19 protein-coding genes, 1 tRNA gene, 1 pseudogene and 1 riboswitch are annotated in these 18726 nt (G+C 66.9%); of the genes and pseudogenes, 12 read left to right on the top strand and 9 right to left on the bottom strand.

All coding sequences use genetic code 11. The features are described 5' to 3' along the window. The 3 genes and pseudogenes from ACBR40_RS33900 to ACBR40_RS33890 all read left to right on the top strand — a co-directional run. Positions 1-161: pseudogene (locus ACBR40_RS33900) on the top strand (IS256 family transposase); the annotation flags it as partial. A gap of 1217 nt (positions 162-1378) precedes the next feature. Then, positions 1379-1792 carry a GNAT family N-acetyltransferase gene (locus ACBR40_RS33895; RefSeq protein WP_371251340.1) on the top strand — a complete coding sequence of 138 codons (414 nt, stop codon included), beginning with the start codon at positions 1379-1381 and terminating at the stop codon, positions 1790-1792. Positions 1793-2086: 294 nt separating this feature from the next. Next, positions 2087-2602, top strand: a complete 516-nt coding sequence (locus tag ACBR40_RS33890; RefSeq protein WP_371251339.1) for a hypothetical protein — start codon at positions 2087-2089, stop codon at positions 2600-2602. 1330 nt (positions 2603-3932) lie between these two features. Here ACBR40_RS33890 and ACBR40_RS33885 read toward each other — a convergent pair. The 4 genes from ACBR40_RS33885 to ACBR40_RS33870 form a co-directional block, all read right to left on the bottom strand. After that, the gene (locus ACBR40_RS33885) at positions 3933-4379 is read right to left on the bottom strand and encodes a hypothetical protein (RefSeq protein ID WP_371251338.1); all 447 of its coding nucleotides are present in this window, start codon (positions 4377-4379) and stop codon (positions 3933-3935) included. A 237-nt stretch (positions 4380-4616) separates the two neighbouring features. Next, the gene (locus tag ACBR40_RS33880) at positions 4617-4913 is read right to left on the bottom strand and encodes a hypothetical protein (RefSeq protein WP_371251337.1); all 297 of its coding nucleotides are present in this window, start codon (positions 4911-4913) and stop codon (positions 4617-4619) included. A 136-nt stretch (positions 4914-5049) separates the two neighbouring features. Then, entirely contained in the window at positions 5050-5874 is an 825-nt protein-coding gene (locus ACBR40_RS33875; RefSeq protein ID WP_371251336.1) for an inositol monophosphatase, read from the bottom strand. After that, a complete protein-coding gene (locus tag ACBR40_RS33870; RefSeq protein ID WP_371251335.1) occupies positions 5871-6770 on the bottom strand; it encodes a DUF5919 domain-containing protein in 900 nt (299 codons plus the stop codon). Before ACBR40_RS33870 ends, ACBR40_RS33875 begins: the two co-directional genes overlap by 4 nt. Before the next feature lie 396 nt (positions 6771-7166). Here ACBR40_RS33870 and ACBR40_RS33865 point away from each other — a divergent pair, with 396 nt between their 5' ends. Then, entirely contained in the window at positions 7167-7352 is a 186-nt protein-coding gene (locus tag ACBR40_RS33865) for a hypothetical protein (protein ID WP_371251334.1), read from the top strand. Positions 7353-7664: 312 nt separating this feature from the next. After that, on the top strand, positions 7665-8114 hold the full coding sequence (locus ACBR40_RS33860; protein ID WP_371251333.1) for a hypothetical protein: 450 nt from the start codon (positions 7665-7667) through the stop codon (positions 8112-8114). 267 nt (positions 8115-8381) lie between these two features. Here ACBR40_RS33860 and ACBR40_RS33855 read toward each other — a convergent pair. Further along, positions 8382-8455: transfer RNA gene (locus tag ACBR40_RS33855), tRNA-Gly, on the bottom strand. Positions 8456-8596: 141 nt separating this feature from the next. Here ACBR40_RS33855 and dcd point away from each other — a divergent pair. The 3 genes from dcd (at position 8597) to ACBR40_RS33840 (ending at position 11055) form a co-directional block, all read left to right on the top strand. Further along, positions 8597-9172, top strand: a complete 576-nt coding sequence (gene dcd, locus ACBR40_RS33850; RefSeq protein WP_026214653.1) for a dCTP deaminase — start codon at positions 8597-8599, stop codon at positions 9170-9172. Positions 9173-9423: 251 nt separating this feature from the next. After that, on the top strand, positions 9424-10041 hold the full coding sequence (locus ACBR40_RS33845) for a DUF47 domain-containing protein (protein ID WP_043625094.1): 618 nt from the start codon (positions 9424-9426) through the stop codon (positions 10039-10041). Positions 10042-10050: 9 nt separating this feature from the next. Beyond that, entirely contained in the window at positions 10051-11055 is a 1005-nt protein-coding gene (locus tag ACBR40_RS33840) for an inorganic phosphate transporter (RefSeq protein ID WP_364462734.1), read from the top strand. A gap of 6 nt (positions 11056-11061) precedes the next feature. On the opposite strand, the gene mshD is transcribed toward ACBR40_RS33840, so the two are convergent. Further along, a complete protein-coding gene (mshD, locus tag ACBR40_RS33835) occupies positions 11062-11976 on the bottom strand; it encodes a mycothiol synthase (protein WP_364462737.1) in 915 nt (304 codons plus the stop codon). Between the two features lie 107 nt (positions 11977-12083). Between mshD and ACBR40_RS33830 the strand changes: the two genes are divergently transcribed. Continuing rightward, positions 12084-13883: a bifunctional UDP-sugar hydrolase/5'-nucleotidase gene (locus ACBR40_RS33830; protein ID WP_371251332.1), complete on the top strand. Its 1800-nt coding sequence runs from the start codon at positions 12084-12086 to the stop codon at positions 13881-13883. 81 nt (positions 13884-13964) lie between these two features. After that, a complete protein-coding gene (locus ACBR40_RS33825; protein WP_371251331.1) occupies positions 13965-14501 on the top strand; it encodes a GNAT family N-acetyltransferase in 537 nt (178 codons plus the stop codon). On the opposite strand, the gene ACBR40_RS33820 is transcribed toward ACBR40_RS33825, so the two are convergent. Together ACBR40_RS33820 and ACBR40_RS33815 are read right to left on the bottom strand one after the other, a co-directional pair. Then, complete coding sequence (locus ACBR40_RS33820) at positions 14494-15021, bottom strand: GNAT family protein (RefSeq protein WP_344218054.1); 528 nt, start codon at positions 15019-15021, stop codon at positions 14494-14496. The two genes, ACBR40_RS33825 and ACBR40_RS33820, sit on opposite strands and share 8 nt — an antisense overlap. Before the next feature lie 52 nt (positions 15022-15073). Next, positions 15074-15286: a hypothetical protein gene (locus ACBR40_RS33815; protein ID WP_344218052.1), complete on the bottom strand. Its 213-nt coding sequence runs from the start codon at positions 15284-15286 to the stop codon at positions 15074-15076. A 219-nt stretch (positions 15287-15505) separates the two neighbouring features. On the opposite strand from ACBR40_RS33815, the gene ACBR40_RS33810 reads away from it, so the two are divergent. Next, entirely contained in the window at positions 15506-15844 is a 339-nt protein-coding gene (locus ACBR40_RS33810) for a hypothetical protein (protein WP_344218050.1), read from the top strand. A 3-nt stretch (positions 15845-15847) separates the two neighbouring features. Next, a complete protein-coding gene (locus ACBR40_RS33805; protein WP_344218048.1) occupies positions 15848-17974 on the top strand; it encodes a carbon starvation CstA family protein in 2127 nt (708 codons plus the stop codon). On the opposite strand, the gene ACBR40_RS33800 is transcribed toward ACBR40_RS33805, so the two are convergent. After that, positions 17971-18642, bottom strand: coding sequence for a TenA family protein (locus ACBR40_RS33800; RefSeq protein WP_371251330.1), 672 nt, complete (start codon positions 18640-18642; stop codon positions 17971-17973). The two genes, ACBR40_RS33805 and ACBR40_RS33800, sit on opposite strands and share 4 nt — an antisense overlap. Next, a riboswitch (TPP riboswitch) is annotated at positions 18630-18725 on the bottom strand. It overlaps the preceding gene by 13 nt. Position 18726 lies beyond the last annotated feature (1 nt).

The raw sequence follows: 18726 nt of genomic DNA, 5'->3' as shown, positions 1-18726 counted from the left end.
ACTTCCCGAACGAGACCGCCGCCCTGAAGTGCGTGTTCATGGCTTTGATGAGCCTCGATCCCACCGGGCAGGGCCGCAAGAGATGGACCATGCGCTGGAAGGCACCGTTGAACGCCTTCCAGATCGCTTTCGAAGGCCGCCTCACCCCTGCCAACCTCTGAACACTTCAACAACCAAGATCAGCCGTTAAGTTGACACTCCCTCGGTCTGCCTGGGCTTTCTCTATGAGAGCGGGTGACGGGAATCGAACCCGCGCTGTCAGCTCGGGAACTCTTTCTCGATCATAGCCTCCGACCAGGGGAAACGCTGACCTGGCCGTATGCCGGTCGAGTGGCCGTGGATCCCCGTGACTTCCCCATGGTCGCCATCCGAACGGGCACGCAACGGGCACGGGTTGCCCGACCTACTGGTCAGAAATCCGCAGCGACGTTTTCTTGGCCGCTGAGGGAGCAGTAGTGCAAATATTGATCTATGCGGTACTTCAGTGAGACGGGCTGGACTGCGATCTTCACCGGGACGGAGACTGAGACTGGACGCATGCGACCGGTAGAGGCATGGGATTCGACTACCGGGGTCGCACTTGTAGTGGATCCTCAAAGAGGTGCGCTGCGTCCAGTCACCGACTGGCCGGACTTCTCTCATCTGGAACGGGGGCAGCGCGTTGTGAGTGTCATCTCAGGGGATGGGTGGCGTACTCACTGGAACGAGGGACACGACGGCACAAGAGTGACTGAGCCGGTGCTTGCTTGGCTCGTCCATAGCGATGGCCGAGCCACTCCCATCAGCGTTGAGCCTGATGGGAGTGTGAGCACGGCAGAGTTGGCTGATCGTACTCTCGCGCCCGGACAGAATCTGGACTGAGTCGATTGGAGCAAAAGGCTCAGGTCTGGACCTGCGATCCTGAGCTGACCTTCTCGTTTGGAGCGAGTGACGCGAATCGAACCCGCGCTGTCAGCTTGGAACTGCACCGATCACGGTACGCGTAGCAGGGCGTTCCTGGTCGCAGCGATTGCCGGTTTGGTCGTGAGGGACCGTGGTCGACCCCTCGTCACCCTGTTCAATGGCCCGCTAATGGCCCGACGAGCAGCCTGCGACCTGGTGTTTCGGCCACGCGCGCACCCTGCCCGCCTGATCATCCCGTCTGCCGTCGACCCGCCCGGAGGGGAAGCGGGCCAGGGCCATGGGGAAAAGGGGGGGAGCCCCCAACTGGAGGAACGACCTTGGCCCCATGGCCCTGGCCCGCTCGGCTTGTCCCGGGTCGATGGTGGGCGGGATGATCAGGCTTCCACGTCAGCCCTCTACGGCCCGGCGCACCGCATGGCGATCATTCCGGAGCCGGAGTGCCCCCGCCGGAGGCATCTATGGCACCCTGCTCGGCATGGTGATGAGCGAACAGGCTTCAGAGAACCAGATCAGGTTGGAGGTGGGCCCCGCGCTCGGGGACGTGGAGCTGAACGAGTTGTTCGGGGCGTCGTGGCCTGATTATCGTCCTGCTTCGTTCTCGGGGATGCTGGCCCGCAGTCTCTGCTGGGTGGCCGCATACCGTGAGGGTGCGCTGGTGGGCTTCGTCAACGTGGCCACAGATGGTGGTATTCATGCCTTCATTCTCGATACCACCGTGCACCCCCGAGTTCGTCGACAGGGGGTGGGCGTGCGCTTGGTGCAGCGTGCCGCTCAGGAGGCACGCTCACGTGGTGCCAGTTGGTTGCACGTCGACTATGAGCCGCATCTCGAAGAGTTCTATGCGCGATGTGGGTTCCGGCCAACTGCTGCCGGGCTCATGCGGCTTTGATCGTGAGCGTCGTGGGCAGGGGCGCGGCGCAGGCAAGGCCTCCGCATGCTGGGAGCGGGTGACGGGAATCGAATCCGCGCTGTCAGCTTGAGAATCATCTACTGACCTTGCTGCCCTGAGCTGGGAAAACAGGAGTGCAGGTCAGGGTGGGTCGAGTCCCCGTGAATGACCGTGGGTCCCCGCCTGTTCTGGCACGCATCTGGCACGGGAAACTCGCTCGTCGTCCATTCCTTGACGGCAGTCTGGTTGCGCTGCCGCTGATCTTGTCGGTGGCGGAATTTATGCTCCCCGTCCATGACCAGAGACGAAACTCCTGTCGTGCAGATCAAGCAGCTGGAGGTGGAGGTGGATTACAGCCAGGCTTATCTCGTGGACGAGGGGTGTGATACGGCCGGCCAGTTCGACGACGTGCCGGGCCACCCTGCGGGAATCATCCGAGTGGAGACAGGCAAGGCCATCTTGATCGTGGGCCCTCAGTGGGGACTTGTGGAGTTCACGGTGGCTGTCGCCGATCGGGATCCGGGTGCCGACCTCGATGGCTACGAAGACATCGTCGAGATCAGCTACGAGTCCCCATCGGGCCGGCTTTCGCTGCAGGAGTGGGGAGGAGGGAGGACGCATTCTCTTCCTCCGCTGCCCGCCGGTCCCGGATCATATCGTTTGCGATACCACATCAGAGGAATGGACGAAGAAAACCGGGTCGACCCAGGTGATCATTACTTTCTGCAGATCTGGCCTGAGCCGCCATGTTATCCTGCCGTGCTCAAATCAACGAGTTCATCCTTTCAATGTTGGCTGAACCCTGAATGATCCGGAAAACTGGCATGGAATAGAGCGACCTGCTTTATTAGCTTGGGAACTCTTTCAAGATCATGCCCTCCGACCAGGCGAAATGCTGACCTGGGCATCCGTCCGTCGAGTGACCGCGAGTCCCTGTGACTCCCCGCTGATCGCTCTCCGAACGGGCATGCGATGGGCACGCACTTGCCAGTGCCCGCGTGAGCCGCCGATACTCGTGGTGATCCGCTGGCAAGCCCGCCCTCGTACCTGCTTGGTGAGCCGTATGGCGGCGCGTCGGGGCACTGGCGCGGCGAAGGTGTCTTGGAAGTCAGCGGATCTCCAATATGCGGATCAAAAGATCCAGTTCAGGCCGTTCCAGATCGTTCAATGCAGGTCAGAGGGCCTGTGAAGTCCACACTGAACAGCTGTGAACGGCATCGTATTGCAACCCGAACTGCAACCCTGGTGGCTCGCGAGCCCATCCGGAAACCTTCCACACGCGTGCTGCCGCTGAGCGCGCACTGTGGAGGATGGCCATGGAGGGAAGGGCAGACTCCATCCAGGACCGGCGGTTCCGCGCGATGGTGCTGCTGGCCACGTTCGCGAGCCTGCGTTGGGGGGAGGTCAGCGCACTACGCCGGATGGATGTCGATCTCAAGGCGCGTACGTCCGCGTCCGGTCGCCTTCGTTGAGCGCTCCACGGGCGGGCTGGTGCTGGGGCCTCCCAAGTCCAAGGCCGGACGCCGGACGGTCGGCATTCCGCAGAGCATCGTCCCCGTCCTCCACCCGCGCCCGGTGGGTGGACGTCGTCACGGAGATGGGCCTGCCGGGGCTCCACTTCCACGACCTGCGCCACACCGGGAACATGCTCGGCGCGGGTCTCAAGGACCTCATGGCGCGCATGGGGCACGACGACGTACGGGCGGCCATGATCTACCAGCACGCGGCCAGAGGAGCCGACGAGGCGATCACCAACGCCATTGATCGGCAACTCGGAGGTCGCGACGATACGACGACGAGGGCACTGCGGGCGTACTGGTCCCGGCAGGCTGATCAGGAGCTAATGGCCCGTCAATGGCCCGCGAAGATCGAACCAGGCAGGAAACAACTGAGGCCCGGGTCGGGATCAACGTCCCCATCTGGGCCTTCATAGTGAGAGCGGGTGACGGGAATCGAACCCGCGCTGTCAGCTTGGGAATTGCAGGGATCATGGCTGCCTTAGTTCGCATTCCCCGGTCAGCGCCGCTGTCGGGCCAGTCATGAGTGACCGTGGTTGACTCCTCGTCACCCCTCTTAATGGCACGCTAATGGCACGACGATCAGTCCGCGAATGTGGGGCGCCGGTCACTTTCGAAGGTCATTACCGGCCCAGGAGTGGGAATCGCTCCTCCGTGGCAACCAGGGCGTCAACGATCGCCGGGATGTCCGTCTGATCCAAGCCTTCTAGCTCGAACTGGAGAGTGTTACGCATCGAAGGATGGTCCGCTATCGTCCCCGCGACGGAGAGGGAACCTCGTGGATGGCACTCCACGATGAGCTCCACCCAGTGCTCCATAGAGGACAGTGCGGCGCGCCCCTGAACCTCTGCGTAGATGCGTTGTAGATCCACTCGGAAGTCACGTAGTTCCTCGACCCGGAGACCGGCGTCGATCTTGGCGATGAAGCCTCCGACGCGCACGAGGACGGGAGAGGTGAGCCAGTTTCCGTCCCAGAAATCAGTGGTGCCGGGGTGCATGCGACCTACTACTTGAATCGCTACATGATCGACCTGCTTGCTCCTGCCAATGACGATCTCCGTGGACTCCATGCGCTCATCCTGCACGAGCAGGCGCAGCCTCGCGCCTCCTGCCTGAGCATCCCGTCTGCCGTCGACCCGCCCGAAGGGGAAGCAGGCCAGGGCCACGGGTACCAGATGGAGCGCCCTACCGGACGAACGATCTGGTACCCGTGGCCCTGGCCTGCTCGGCTTGTCCCGGGTCGATGGTGGGCGGGATGATCAGGCTTCCACCTCAGCCACCTTTGGGCCTGCACCGACGCACCGTGATCACCCCGGAGCCGGAGTGCCCCCGCCGGAGGCCGTGCTTCTGCTGCGAATCCGAAGCTCTGCTAGCCATTCGGCTATCTGCTCGTCGCTGTGCAGGTAATCGTCATCAGGGCCGGGACGCAGGTCGATGCCGTGGAGGAGTAGCAGCGCCCACCACACGAGGTCGTCGTCCACGGCCGGGTCGTCCGCACAGACCCATTGGGCAGCCCATCGGTCGGCTTGGTCACGGGTAATGGAGCCGTTGAGGATGCCGTGGAGCTGCGCTTCGACCTGCGCGCGGGATGGTGCTGTGAACACAGGCTCAGGGTCTCACGCGCCTGACGCGGCCCGAGCGCGGGCGCGCGCGAGAACGGCCCCCAGGCCGCACGCGCAGCGTGTGGCCGCGAGCGGGCCGCGTGGCGGCGCGAAGCGCCGCCCTTGATACCTACAAGAGCTATTCGGCAATGTTCCGGCTGAACACCACGGACTCGCGAGTCTCCGCGATGAGTTCCACGAGGTCGGCCACGAGCTTTGGGCTCGCTGCAATGGTCGCGTGGGAGGTCATGCTGTGCGGGCTTCCGTCGAGATCGATCACTGTCGCTCCGGCCTCTCGGGCGAGGATGACCCCCGCTGCGGTGTCCCAGGGGTTGTTGCTGAGCATGATGTTGGCGTCGATCCTGCCCTCTGCCACCCAGGCGAGATCGATCGCGGCTGAGCCGAACATTCGGATGCGCTGGACACGAGCGGCGAGTTCTTTGGTCAGAGCGAGCCGGGGCTGGTTGCGCTCGTCGGCGTTCTCTCCCACGGCGTAGTCGCCGACCGCCACGATCGCGGTTTCCAATTCGCGGATATCGCTCACGCGGATTTCGGATCCGTTGGCGAAAGCGCCGGCCCCTTCGGCTGCCAAGTAGCGGAGGTTGAGGAAGGGCAGGTCGATCACACCGAGTGTGGGTGTGTCCTTGTCGATCAGGCCCAAGGAGACGCCGCAGAGCGGGATGCCGTGCAGGAAGTTGGCCGTCCCGTCCACAGGGTCCAGCGCCCACATTAGGCCGTTGCCTGGGTGACTGCCGCCTTCCTCCTCACCCAGAAAGCCGATTTCAGGAGTCTCACGAGATAGGAACTCCCGCACGGCATGCTCGACGGCATAATCCACCTCCGTCGCCATGTCCCGGTCCCCCTTGGCTGTGATGATGCCCGGAGCCTTGGTACGGATAATCTCGCTGGCGATCGACACGGCGCGGTCAGCGATGGGGAGAAGAGTTCGGGCGTCGATGGTCATACGGGTTTACTCCGCTCCCACATATCCCTGAACACCTGGTCGAAGACGGGGAACAGCCCCTCTGCGGCGGTGTTGTCTTTGATCACGAAGGTCGGTGAATCGACGCCGCGTGCCTGCGGCAGGTACGGCTGGACCACGCACAGCGCCCGGTCCACGAAGAGCAGGTTGAAGCGGATCGTCTCGTCGTATACGTGGAGTTCGAGGCGCTGGGCCGACGTGGTGTCGAGCCGATCGCGCAGCCTGGTCAGCATGCTGATGTTGAGCGCTGTGAGGGTCGTCAGGGCGCTGTCGGTGTAGCCCTCTTCTGCTTCGCGGGCGCGGATCGCCTGGCCCTTCGGGTCGAGGAAGAGACAGCGGATGCGCGTGCCGGTGTCGAGCAGACGCTTGAGCTGATGATCGGGGTAGCTCTGGCAGAGGATGTTGAGCGACAGGCCTGCCGCGTTGATCTCCTTCGCGTCGTCGAACAGTGACGAGGCAGGGTAGGCGGAGGAGAAGGCTGAGCGGCTGCTGAAGACCGCGGTCACGTCAGCCATCTGCGGCATTGGGCAGGCTGCGGTATCGGGGCCGGCGCTTCTGCCTGGCTCCGGGGCTGATCTCTGTGCGGGGATCTCAACCGCGGTCGCGGAGAACAGCTCATGTGCTGACCTGCCTGGGAACATCGCCTCCAGGACGCGGCAGTGGCCCGAGTACGGCAAGCCCTTGAGTTCCCCGTTCAGCCATCGGTGGAGCTGCGCCCGGCTCGGCCAGCCACCCTGCAACGACGGGTCCACCTTCTTGGCCGCCTTGTCGTACTCCTTGCAGAACGTGCTGTACGTCTGCCAATGGCGTTGCGTCAGGAGGGTCTTCAACAGGATCGGCTGGTCAGTCATGATCCGCGCCTCGGGCTGGGGTGCCATATAGGCCCAGGTTAGCGACAGAGACGGTCTCGGACGAGACAAAGAGGAGACGAACAGAGACGGGTCGATCACAGGCGGTGCTCGGGAGCGATCGAGACGTGACAGTTGCTCGGGCAATTCTCGTTCCATGACTGCGTCGTGTAACTCCTGCTCAGGCCGGGGCTGGAAATACATCAGCCTCCGCCGGACCGTGGTGGTGGCCGGGAACAGCTCAGACGATGTCGCTGCGGACGACCGGCACCGTGATGACTGCCGGCGGTGCAGCGGAACCGGGCGGGCGGGTGCGTCGCTGTGAAGATCTATGTCGGCTGTTTTGCGCCTCACGTCGGTCCGCCTCGTCCGAACCAGATGCGCTTGGTCTGGCGTGAGGTTGCTCGCGAGCAAGATCCTCCGCGCGTGGTCGAGTACACCTGTGGTTGCGAGGACACGTTTTACGAGCTGTGCCGCGAGGCCGGCCTTACGTACATCCGCCGGATCACCCGTCTCGACGGGGCGGTGCAGGCGATCCACGAGACGTATCGCTGGCGGTGCGAGGAGACGCACGAGGTCTGGATCGCCCTTCTCAACGGCGAGGCCCAGTAAGCGGGCGCGGCGGTCGGCGACTAAAGGGGTGCCAGGCCGTCGCGTTTTGGTGCTGGTGGAGGGAGTTGAAAGCATCCCCACCAGTCGAGCAGGACGGCCAAGGCGACCTTCCTCGGTGGTCCGGGGTATCTGACGATGATGTCCAGCAACACGTCGGTGCCTATGACGGCGGCTGGATAGAGCGTCCCAGCGTGATCGTTGCCTACCGCTGATCGAACGGCATGTCCCGGATCTTCGCCGCCGCGGGCGGTTTTGATCAGGCTTGTGAATGCCTCCGAGACAGTCTCAGGCTGGTACCACTGCGGTCCGGCAATGGCTGCCCATTCCATCGTCCGGGGATTCATGGGGGAAGCGTACGGCGATCTGGCGATGGCTGTGATTCGTCGCGGCACGCGCGCCACGCCCTCTGATCATCCCGGAGCTGGAGTCCTCGCCGGAGGCGTTAGGTTGAAGCCGCACAGATCGAATGCTCGACTTGGCCACGGCGAAGGGGCGAAGGGTATGGCGTCTCGTCCGAAGGCCTGGAGCAGAGAGTCACGCAGTGTCCTGCTCAAATGGACTGCCGGTATCGTGCTCTTCTTCTTGGTGGAGCTGGTCGTCGACTACATCACTGAAGGGGCCGAAAGGATCACGACGGCATACCTTTCAGCGCGCTCTCTCGTGCTCGCCTTCTTCTGGCTGATCGGAGCGATGTTCATCTGGCGCTGGGGCTATATCCGTGCTCTGAGACGGCAGAACGATTCGAACGGAGTCGAGAAGTAAGGCGTCTCGGCGGAAGGACGATGTCGGTTCCGCGGCTGGCGGCGGGGCCGCCGACGGTCGGCGAGTTGGCTGGGCACGGCCACCGTTAGCGGTGACCCGCGCAGGCTAGACGATTCTTTATTCGGGTTAGGCCGTCGCCTGCCCGGGGCAACGTGCGAGATGGCGAGCGGAGCGAGCGTCCGGGGGTCGAAGGGGGCGGAGCCCCCTGGGAGGCGCTGTCTGGAGCCCGATATGCGCAAAGCGCCCCAAAGCGGAAGGCGATGCAGTTGGAGCGGGTGACGGGAATCGAACCCGCGCTGTCAGCTTGGGAAGCTGATGTTCTGCCATTGAACTACACCCGCGCGCACCCCCCGAAGCCCGCAGCCGACAACCTCACAGCCCGCAGCCTTCGGGAAACTCGCGTCCCCCACTGTAGCGGAACTTTGGCCCGCAACAGCACTCCCGAGCGCCGAACTTCGACCTCGACCGGTAAGTTGCTCTGCGTGCTGCTATCTGATCGTGACATCCTCGCCGAGATCGACTCCGGCCGGCTGGTGCTGGAGCCCTTCGACCAGGAGATGATCCAGCCGTCCAGCATCGACGTGCGGCTCGACCGGTTCTTCCGGGTGTTCGAGAACCATCGTTACCCGCACATCGATCCGTCCGTGGAGCAGCCGGATCTGACGCGTATGGTGGAGCCGGACGGCGAGGAGCCGTTCATCCTGCATCCGGGGGAGTTCGTGCTGGCTTCGACGTACGAGGTCATCACGCTGCCCGACGATCTGGCGTCCCGGCTGGAGGGGAAGAGCTCGCTCGGGCGGCTCGGGCTGCTGACGCATTCGACGGCGGGGTTCATCGATCCGGGGTTCAGCGGGCACGTGACGCTGGAGCTGTCGAACGTGGCGACGTTGCCGATCAAGTTGTGGCCGGGGATGAAGATCGGGCAGCTGTGCGTGTTCCGGTTGAGCTCGCCGGCGGAGCACCCGTACGGCTCCGCCAAGTACGGCTCCCGCTACCAGGGCCAGCGCGGCCCGACCCCGTCGCGCTCCTATCGGAACTTCCACCGTACGAAGATCTGAATCAGATGAACATCAGGTGAACGATCGGGGAACAGTCGGGTGAACGGGCGGGCGTCCCGCCTGATCAGAGGGGCGGGCGCAGGCTCGCCGAACCCGGCTGGAGCTGCAAAAAGGCCCGAAAACTAGCGGCTTTCTCGGTGTCGCACTACCTACGACGGGTAGCCAGTAGGCGAAGGGGACATGAAGTTCGCATTTCGCCTGGTAGGCCATACCCTCTTCCACGGACCATCCCCGCACATCTGGAGAACGACGTGCGCCTGCGTCTCACGCCACGTGAGGACAGCTACTACGACCTGTTCGCCGACTCGGCGAACAACCTGGTCACGGCATCGCGCCTGCTGGTCGAGATCATCAGCGACGGCTCGGACAGGGAAGCCCTGGCCGAGAAGATGCGCGCCTGCGAGCACGCCGGTGACGAACGCACCCACGCGATCATGAACCGGCTCAACGAGAGCTTCATCACTCCGTTCGACCGCGAGGACATCTACCGTCTCGCCTCCAACCTCGACGACGTCATGGACGCGATGGAGGCCGCCTCCGACCTCATCGTCCTGTACCAGCTCGACCACCTCCCCAAGGACGTCGTGCGCCAGGTCGAGGTGCTGGAGCGGGCGGCCGAGCTGACCGCGGAGGCCATGCCGCGCCTGCGCTCGATGAAGAACCTCAACGAGTACTGGATCGAGGTCAACCGCCTGGAGAACCAGGGTGACCAGGTCTACCGCCGGTTGCTGGCCAAGCTGTTCAGCGGCGAGTACGACGCCCTCACCGTCATGAAGATGAAGGAGGTCGTCGACGCCCTCGAGGAGGCCGCCGACGCCTTCGAGCACGTGGCCAACACCGTCGAGTCGATCGCGGTCAAGGAAAGCTAGGCCCGCCCAGTGGACCTCACGCTCGCCCTCGTCATCGGCGTGGTCGTCGTCGCTCTGATCTTCGACTACACCAACGGGTTCCACGACGCGGCGAACGCCATCGCGACCTCCGTCTCGACCCGGGCCCTGACCCCCAGGGCCGCCCTGTTCATGGCGGCGGCCATGAACTTCATCGGCGCCCACCTGGGCACCCAAGTCGCCCAGACGGTCGGCAAAGGCATCATCGACGCACCGGACGGCTCACATGGTCTGGTGATCGTCGCCTCGGCGCTCATCGGCGCGATCGCCTGGAACCTCATCACCTGGTACTTCGGTCTCCCGTCCTCCTCCAGCCACGCGCTGATCGGCGGTCTCGTCGGCGCGGCGCTCGCCTCGGCCAGCGTCGTGCACTGGGACGGCGTGGTCGAGAAGGTCGTCATCCCCATGGTGCTGTCGCCGCTGGTCGGCTTCACGCTGGCGGCGGGCATCATGATCGCCATCTACTGGATCTTCCGGCACGCCCAGCCGGGCAAGACCAACCGCGGCTTCCGCTACGCCCAGACCGTCTCGGCCGCCGCCATGGCGCTCGGGCACGGCCTCCAGGACGCGCAGAAGACCATGGGTGTGATCTTCCTGGCCCTCGTCGTCGGCGGGTTCGCCTCTCCCGGCGACGACATCCCGCAGTGGGTCATCCTGGCCGCCGCGGGCGCGATCTCGCTCGGCACGTACGCGGGCGGCTGGCGGATCATGCGCACCCTGGGCCGGCGCATCATCGCGCTCGACCCGCCCCAGGGCTTCGCCGCGGAGTCGGCGGCGGCGACGGTGCTGTACGTGGCCGCCATCGGGTTCGGGGCGCCCATCTCCACCACGCACACGATCACCTCGGCGATCATGGGTGTCGGCGCGACCAAGCGGCTCAGCGCCGTGCGGTGGGGCGTGGCCGGCAACATCGTGACCGCCTGGATCCTGACCATCCCGGCCGCGGCCGCGGTGGCCGCCGTGTCCTACTTCATCCTCCACGCGATCATCGAGTAAGCGGGATCACGCGATCGCGTACATCACGTCCACGTCCCAGCGGGCGAACCCCAGCCCCTCGTACAGCCGGATCGCGGCCGTGTTGGCCTCGTCCACGTAGAGCATGGCCTGGGCGAGGCCGCGCGCCCGCAGGTGGTCGAGGCCGGCCAGGGTGAGGGCCTTGCCCAGGCCGGTGCCCTGCTGGGAGGGGTCGACGCCGACGACGTAGACCTCGCCCAGCGGCTCGTGGCCGTGCTCGGTGGACTCGGTGGAGCCGTGGATCTTCGTCCAGTGGAAGCCCACCAGCCGGTCGCCGCGGACGGCGAGGAAGAAGCCCTCCGGGTCGAACCAGGGCTCCCGCTCGCGCCGCAGGAGGTCGTCCAGGGTCCACGCACCCTGCTCGGGGTGATGGGCGAAGGCGGCGGCGTTGACCTTGAGCCAGGACTCCTCGTCCTGGCCGGGCACGAACGTCCGCATCCGCACCCCCTCCGGCAGCGTGTACGCCGCCAGCGGCGCGAACAGCGAGCGGCGCATCTGCCAGAGCGACCGGACCCGCTCCAGCCCGAACGAGGCCGCGAGCGCCCCGGCGGCGGCGTGGTCGCCGTGGGCCCAGAGGCGCAGCCGGCCGCCGGCCAGGTCGAGCACGGCCCGCAGCAGGCGGGCGCCGTTGCCGGCACGCCGGCGCTCGGGGTGGATGACCAGCTCGGCGCTCGGCCCCTCGACCTCGTCGGTCGGATCGACGTGGGCGTAACCTGCCAGAACATCGTCCTGGAAGAGCAGGAGCGAACGGGCTCGCGCGTCGCCGCCGTAGCGGAGGTGGAGCATCACGTGCTCGTTGAGCGGGCGGACGCCGTCGGCTCGCGTCGCGGCCTCCACCAGCCCCAGCACCTCGGCGATCTCGGTGTCGTCCAGTCGTTGCCTGATTTCCACGTGCGCGCTCACACCAGAACTCTAGGCGTACGACTGGCAAATAACGCCATGCGGCAGCCGGGCAAATCGTTACCTTTGCGACATTGGCCGCTTGGATTCCGGCTCTAACGTGGATGGCCATGACGTCTCGTTCATTCCTCCGGCTGGTCCTCGCCGGAGCCGTCGCCTCGGGCGCGGTCGCGCTGGCCGCCGCCCCCGCGGGCGCGGCGAGCCCGGGCAAGGCGAAGGCGCCGCTCACGGTCCCCGTGCGGCTGCTCGCGCTCAACGACTTCCACGGCAACCTCGAACCCCCGACCGGCTCCTCGGGCCGCATGGTGGACGAGAACGGCAAGACCGTCGACGCCGGCGGCGCGGCGTACATCGCCACGCACATGAAGGCGCTGACCGACAAGAACACGATCGCCGTGGCCCAGGGCGACCTCATCGGCGCCTCGCCGCTGCTGTCGGCGGCCTACCACGACGAGCCGTCCGTCGAGTTCCTGGGCAAGCTCGGGCTCAAGGTGGCCGCGGTCGGCAACCACGAGTTCGACGAGGGCTACACCGAGCTGCGCCGCATCATGAAGGGCGGCTGCCACCCGGTCGACGGCTGTTCGCCGGCCGGCACGTGGAAGGGCGCCTCGTTCGACTACGTGGGCGCGAACGTGCTGTTCAAGAACCCGAACGAGCGCACCGACGCGCTCGCCGCGCTCGGCGCCCAGCAGGCGCAGGCGAAGAAGCTCATGGCCGACTGGGGCGTGCCCGCCCTGCCGCCGGTCAGCGTCAAGTGGATCAACGGCGTGCCGATCGGCTTCATCGGCCTGGTCACCCAGACCACCCCGAACATCGTCACCGCCGAAGGCATCAAGAACCTCAAGTTCATCGACGAGGTCAAGGCCGCGAACGTGGCCTCGAAGATCCTCAAGCTCGTCGGCGTCAGGGCGCAGGTCGTGCTGGTGCACGAGGGCGACCAGGTCAACGCGGGGCAGTCGCCGGACGCCTGCTCGGCCGTCGCGGGCGCGGGCGCGCGCATCGCCACGCAGGTGGACCCGGAGATCGACGTCGTGCTCACCGGCCACTCGCACCAGGCGTACCTCTGCAAGATCAAGGATCCGGCGGGCAACGACCGGCTCTACTCGCAGGGCGGCTCGTTCGGGCGGGTCATCACGCAGGTGGACCTCAAGGTCAACCTGAAGAACCTGGACATCGACCGCTCCTCGGTCGTCGCGGACAACCACGTCGTGACCCGGACGGTCGACCCCGATCCGGAGATCTCCACCTTCGTCCAGACGTGGAAGGACCGGGTGGCCCCGGTCGCGAACAAGGCGATCGGCTCCATCACGGCCGAGCTCAGCAACACCGCCGGCCCCTCCGGTGAGTCCCCACTCGGCGACGTCATCGCCGACGCCCAGCTCGCCGCCACCCGGACCGGCGGCAACGCGCAGATCGCGCTCATGAACCCGGGCGGCGTGCGGACCTCGCTCAACTACCCCTCCTCCCCGGCCGGCGAGGGCGACGGCGTCGTGACCTACGGCGAGGCGTTCACCGTGCAGCCGTTCAACAACCTCATGCAGGTCGTGACGCTGACCGGCGCCCAGCTCAAGACGGTGCTGGAGCAGCAGTTCACCGGCGGACCCAACAACCAGGCGTTCACCAAGATCCTCCAGCCCTCCGCGAACTTCACCTACACCTACAGCACCAGCGCCCCCTGGGGCTCCAAGGTGTCGGACATGAAGATCGACGGCGTGCCGGTGACGGACACCCAGACCATCCGGGTCGCCGCGAACAACTTCCTGGTCGGCGGCGGCGACGCCTTCGCCGCCTTCACCGAGGGCACCGACCTGTGGAGCGGGCCGCTGGACATCGACGCCTTCGTCGACTACCTCGGCGCGAACAGCCCGATCACCCCGCCGGCCACGAACCGCATCACCGTGACCGGCTGAGCTCGACCAACGGGCCCGCCGCACGGCGGGCCCGTGAAAATCAGTTGCCAGGGGCCCGGCCCGGTGGCCATCGTCGGGCGGATGCGCATCGAGTTCACGAGGTTCGCGGCGGCCGACGCCGCCGCCCTGGCCGACTTCCTGACCGGCGAGGAGTGGCCCCACCACGCCGGCGTCCAGGAGCGGGAGGCCGTCCTGCGGCGGGCCGCCGAGGGCGGCTACGACGACGACGGCAACCGCACGTTCTGGATCGTGACCGGCGGCGAGCGCGTGGGGCTGGTCAGGCTCCAGGACCTCGACGACGACACGCCCATGTTCGACCTGCGCGTACGGGCCGCCTGGCGCGGCAAGGGCCTCGGCACGGCGGCCGTCGCCTGGCTGACCCGCTACCTGTTCACCGAGTTCCCGGGAATCGAGCGGATCGAGGGCAACACCCGCCAGGACAACCGCGCCATGCGCGCGGCCTTCCGCCGCAACGGCTACGCCAAGGAGGCGCACTACCGGCGGGCCTGGCCCGCCCCCGACGGGACGCGCCACGACACGATCGGCTACGGCATCCTGCGCGCCGACTGGGAGTCGGGCGAGGTCACCCCGCCCGACTGGGACGACGAGCTCACCTGAGCTCGGAGCTGAGCAGCCCCATCATGAGGAAGTCGTGCCGCTTGCCCCGCGTGCGGAAAGCCTCCCGCCTGCGGCCCTCCTCCACGAACCCGACCTTCGTGTACGCCTGCACCGCCGCCGCGTTGTCGGCCACCACCCACAACGTGATGCGGTGCAGGCCCATCTCCTCGAAGGCGTAGCGGCAGACGACCCGCAGGGCGTCGGTGGCGTAGCCGCCGCCCCAGCGGTCGCGGTCGCCGATGGCGATGCTCTGCAGCTCGGCCTCGCCGTGCCGGAAGTCGGTGTCGCCGAGGGCGACGTAACCGATGAGCTTGCCGTCGTCGAGCGCCTCGATGCCGAGGACCATCTGCTCGAAGGTGTTGCGTGGGCGGTTCTGGCCCTTCTCGATGTTCTGGGCGAGGGAGATGGGCGGGGTGCCGTCCATCCACCGGCCCACCTCGGGGTCGTGGTACCAGCGCCACAGCTGCTCGCTGTCGGCGGGTTCGAGGGCTCTCAGTCGTACGCGTCGTCCGGTCAGCACGCCGGCCAGATCTACCAGGCCGGCGCTCGCGCCCGCAAAGGGATTTCCGGGGTCAGGCGTACAGGAAGTAGAAGTTGTACTGGGACTCGCAGTGCCAGAAGCCCCACCAGCCCTGGCTGTAGCCGTACTGGCCTATCCGCTGGCACTCGGAGTAGTCGTAGTAGACGCCTCGCAGGCTCTCGGCGTGCGCCGGGGCGGCGGTGAACGTCGTCAGCGCGCCCCCCACCAGCAGAGCCGAGACGAGCAGAGCACGTGCTTTGCGCATCGATACCTCCCGCGGAACGGTTCCTGCCGGGATTGTCAGGGAAAAAGGCGCTCAACCCTCGCTCGGACAGCGGGTAAAGCGCAATGGAAGGGCCTGATCAGGAGAAACAGTGCATAAGGCCACTGAAAGTTTCACCCGCGCTCGTGACGGTTTCAAGCGCGACCACGCCGGGTAAGGCCGTCGGTAATTTCTGCGCTACCTGTTGTTCAGGAGCCACAAATGTCCGCTGTCACGCTCACTCCCGCGGCTCGTGAAGCTCTGCGTGACGACGAAGTGGTGTTCTTCGACTGGCACGTCACCGGCCTCTGCTGCGCGGACGCCGGCGAGTTCTCCGTCCGGCCGCTGCGCCGCTCCCGCCTGCCGAAGCGGGCGCGCGGCCTGCTGCCCGGCGTCGTGTACGCGCACCCCACCGCCTGGGTGCACCTGGCCGGGGCCCCGGTCGCGATCGACTGCCGCCCGCTGTGGCGCTGGCGGCGCTTCACCACCGATCTGCCGCCGGACGCCGGCCTCCGCTGCTGCCTGGGGCGTCCGCTGTATGGCTCTTCCCATGGGAGGTAACCGGTGAAGCTGCGTTCGGTCATCATCTGGACGGCGGTCGCCGTCGTGGGCGCCACCGGCTGGGCGGTGCTCGCCCTGTCCCGGGGCGAGAACGTCAACGCGGTCTGGCTGCTGTGCGCCGCGCTCGGCTCGTACGCCATCGCCTACCGCTTCTACGCCCGCTTCATCGTGCGCAGGGTGCTGCGGGCCGACGACCGCCGGGCCACCCCGGCCGAGCGGCTCGACAACGGCATCGACTACCAGCCGACGGACCGGCGCATCCTGTTCGGACACCACTTCGCGGCCATCGCCGGCGCCGGGCCGCTGGTCGGGCCGGTGCTGGCCGCCCAGATGGGCTACCTGCCCGGCACCATCTGGATCATCGCGGGCGTCATCTTCGCCGGGGCCGTCCAGGACATGGTGGTGCTGTTCTTCTCCATGCGCCGCAACGGCCGCAGCCTCGGCCAGATGGCCCGCGAGGAGATCGGCCCGGTCGGCGGGGTGGCCGCGCTCGTCGCCGTGTTCGCCATCATGATCATCCTGCTCGCGGTGCTGGCGCTGGTCGTGGTCAACGCGCTCGCGCGCTCGCCGTGGGGCGTCTTCTCGATCGCGATGACCATCCCGATCGCCCTGTTCATGGGCTTCTACCTGCGGGTGCTGCGGCCGGGCCGGGTCGTCGAGACGACCGTGATCGGGGTCGCGCTGCTGGTCCTCGCCATCGTGGCGGGCGGCTGGGTGCAGGGGTCGAGCTGGGCGCCGTTCTTCACGCTGAGCCCGTCGGCGCTCGCGCTCTGGCTCATCGCGTACGGGTTCGTCGCCGCGGTGCTGCCGGTGTGGATGCTGCTCGCGCCGCGCGACTACCTCTCGACGTTCATGAAAATCGGGACGATCGTGCTGATCGCGATCGGCATCGCGGTCACCATGCCGCCGCTGCGCACCACCGCCTTCACCGACTTCGCCTTCAACGGCAAGGGGCCGGTCTTCGCGGGCTCGCTGTTCCCGTTCGTGTTCATCATCATCGCCTGCGGGGCGCTGTCCGGGTTCCACGCGCTGATCTCCTCCGGCACCACGCCGAAGCTGATCCAGAAGGAGACCCAGGTCCGGATGATCGGCTACGGCTCCATGCTCATGGAGTCGTTCGTGGCGGTCATGGCCATCACGGCGGCCTGCGTGCTGTCGCCCGGCCTCTACTTCGCGATGAACGCCCCGGCCGGCGTGCTCGGCGCCACCGTGCAGTCGGCCTCCGAGGCCGTCGCGAACATGGGCTTCACGATCACGCCGGAGCAGCTCCAGGCCGCGGCGGCGGCCGTGCAGGAGGAGACGCTGATCGCGCGCACCGGCGGGGCGCCGACGCTGGCCGTCGGCATCTCGCAGATCTTCTCCGGCTTCCTCGGCGGGGCCGCGCTCCAGGCGTTCTGGTACCACTTCGCGATCATGTTCGAGGCGCTGTTCATCCTCACGACCGTGGACGCCGGCACCCGGGTGGGCCGGTTCATGCTCCAGGACACCCTCGGCAACCTGTGGAAGCCGATGGCGCGGGTGAGCTGGTGGCCGGGCCTCGTGGGATCGAGCGCGGTGGTCGTGGCGGCCTGGGGCTACTTCCTCTACCAGGGCGTCAACGACCCGCTCGGCGGCATCAACCAGCTCTTCCCGCTGTTCGGCATCGCCAACCAGCTCCTCGCGGCGGTGGCGCTCACCGTCGCCACCACGCTGCTGATCAAGAGCGGGCGGCTCAAGTGGGCCTGGGTGACGGGCGTGCCGCTGGCCTGGGACGCCGCGGTCACCCTGACCGCGAGCTACCAGAAGGTCTTCTCCGCCGACCCGACGCTCGGCTTCTTCGCCCAGCGCGACCGCTACCAGAGCGCGATCGACCAGGGGCAGGTGCTCGCGCCCGCCAAGTCGATGGACGCGATGCGGCAGATCGTCATCAACTCCACCGTGGACGGCGTGCTGGCCGCGCTGTTCGCCGTCATGATCATCATCGTGATCCTCGACGCGGTCCGCGTGTGGGTCACGGCGATCCGGGCGCGCGAGCCGCTGCCGACCACGGAGGAGCCGTTCGAGGAGTCGAAGCTGCTCGCGCCGTCCGGCCTCATCGCCACCCGCGAGGAGAAGGAGGCGATGGCCGCCCGCGGCCCCGCCGGCCCCTAGCGGAGCCAGCGGTCCGTGGGCCAGCCCTCGCGCCGCCAGGCGCTGTCCCAGAACATCCACTCGTACGCCGCCGCCGTCAGGTAGGCCTGCTCCATCGCCGCCCGCGTGCCGGCGTCCGCGCCTTCGGCGAGCCGGTCGGCGATGGCCCTGGCCCGGGTCACCGACGCCGCGAACTCCGGGTCGGAGTAGGTGGAGATCCACTTGCCGTACGGGTGGCCGCCGAGGTCGCCCGCCCGCCCCAGCAGCGCCGTGCCCACGTCCTGGTAGATCCAGAAGCACGGCAGCACGGCCGCCACCAGCACCGGGTACGGCGCCGCCAGCGCCGTCGCCTGGAGGTAGGACGCGTACGCCAGGCACGTCGGCGACGTGGCGATCCCGGCCGCGTCCGCGCCCAGCTCGGCCACGTAACCGGCGTGCAGCAGGCGCTCGGCGGCCAGCGCCGTGTGCGCGCTGCTCGCGAAGAACGCCGCCTCCTCCAGGTCGGTGGCCCGCGCCGAGGCGGTGGCGAGCGCCTTGGAGAACGCCTCCAGGTAGCGGGCGTCCTGCACGATGTAGAACGCGAACCGGTCGGCGTCGAGGGTGCCGTCGCCGAGCGCGACGTTGAACGGGTGGCCGTGGATCGCGGTCATCAGGTCGGCCGTGCGCAGCCACATGTCATCGCAGAACATGACGTCCCTTCGCTAGTGCGAGCTAGATCAGGTTCGACGGGTGTGATCTCAGCCCGGATCGCCGGGCACCCCGCGTCAGTCGAT

This window comes from Nonomuraea sp. AD125B (genome assembly GCF_041402765.1).
GTDB lineage: Bacteria > Actinomycetota > Actinomycetes > Streptosporangiales > Streptosporangiaceae > Nonomuraea > Nonomuraea bangladeshensis.
Note: the sequence above shows the minus strand (reverse complement) of the source record. Positions and strands in the feature narration are given on the sequence as shown.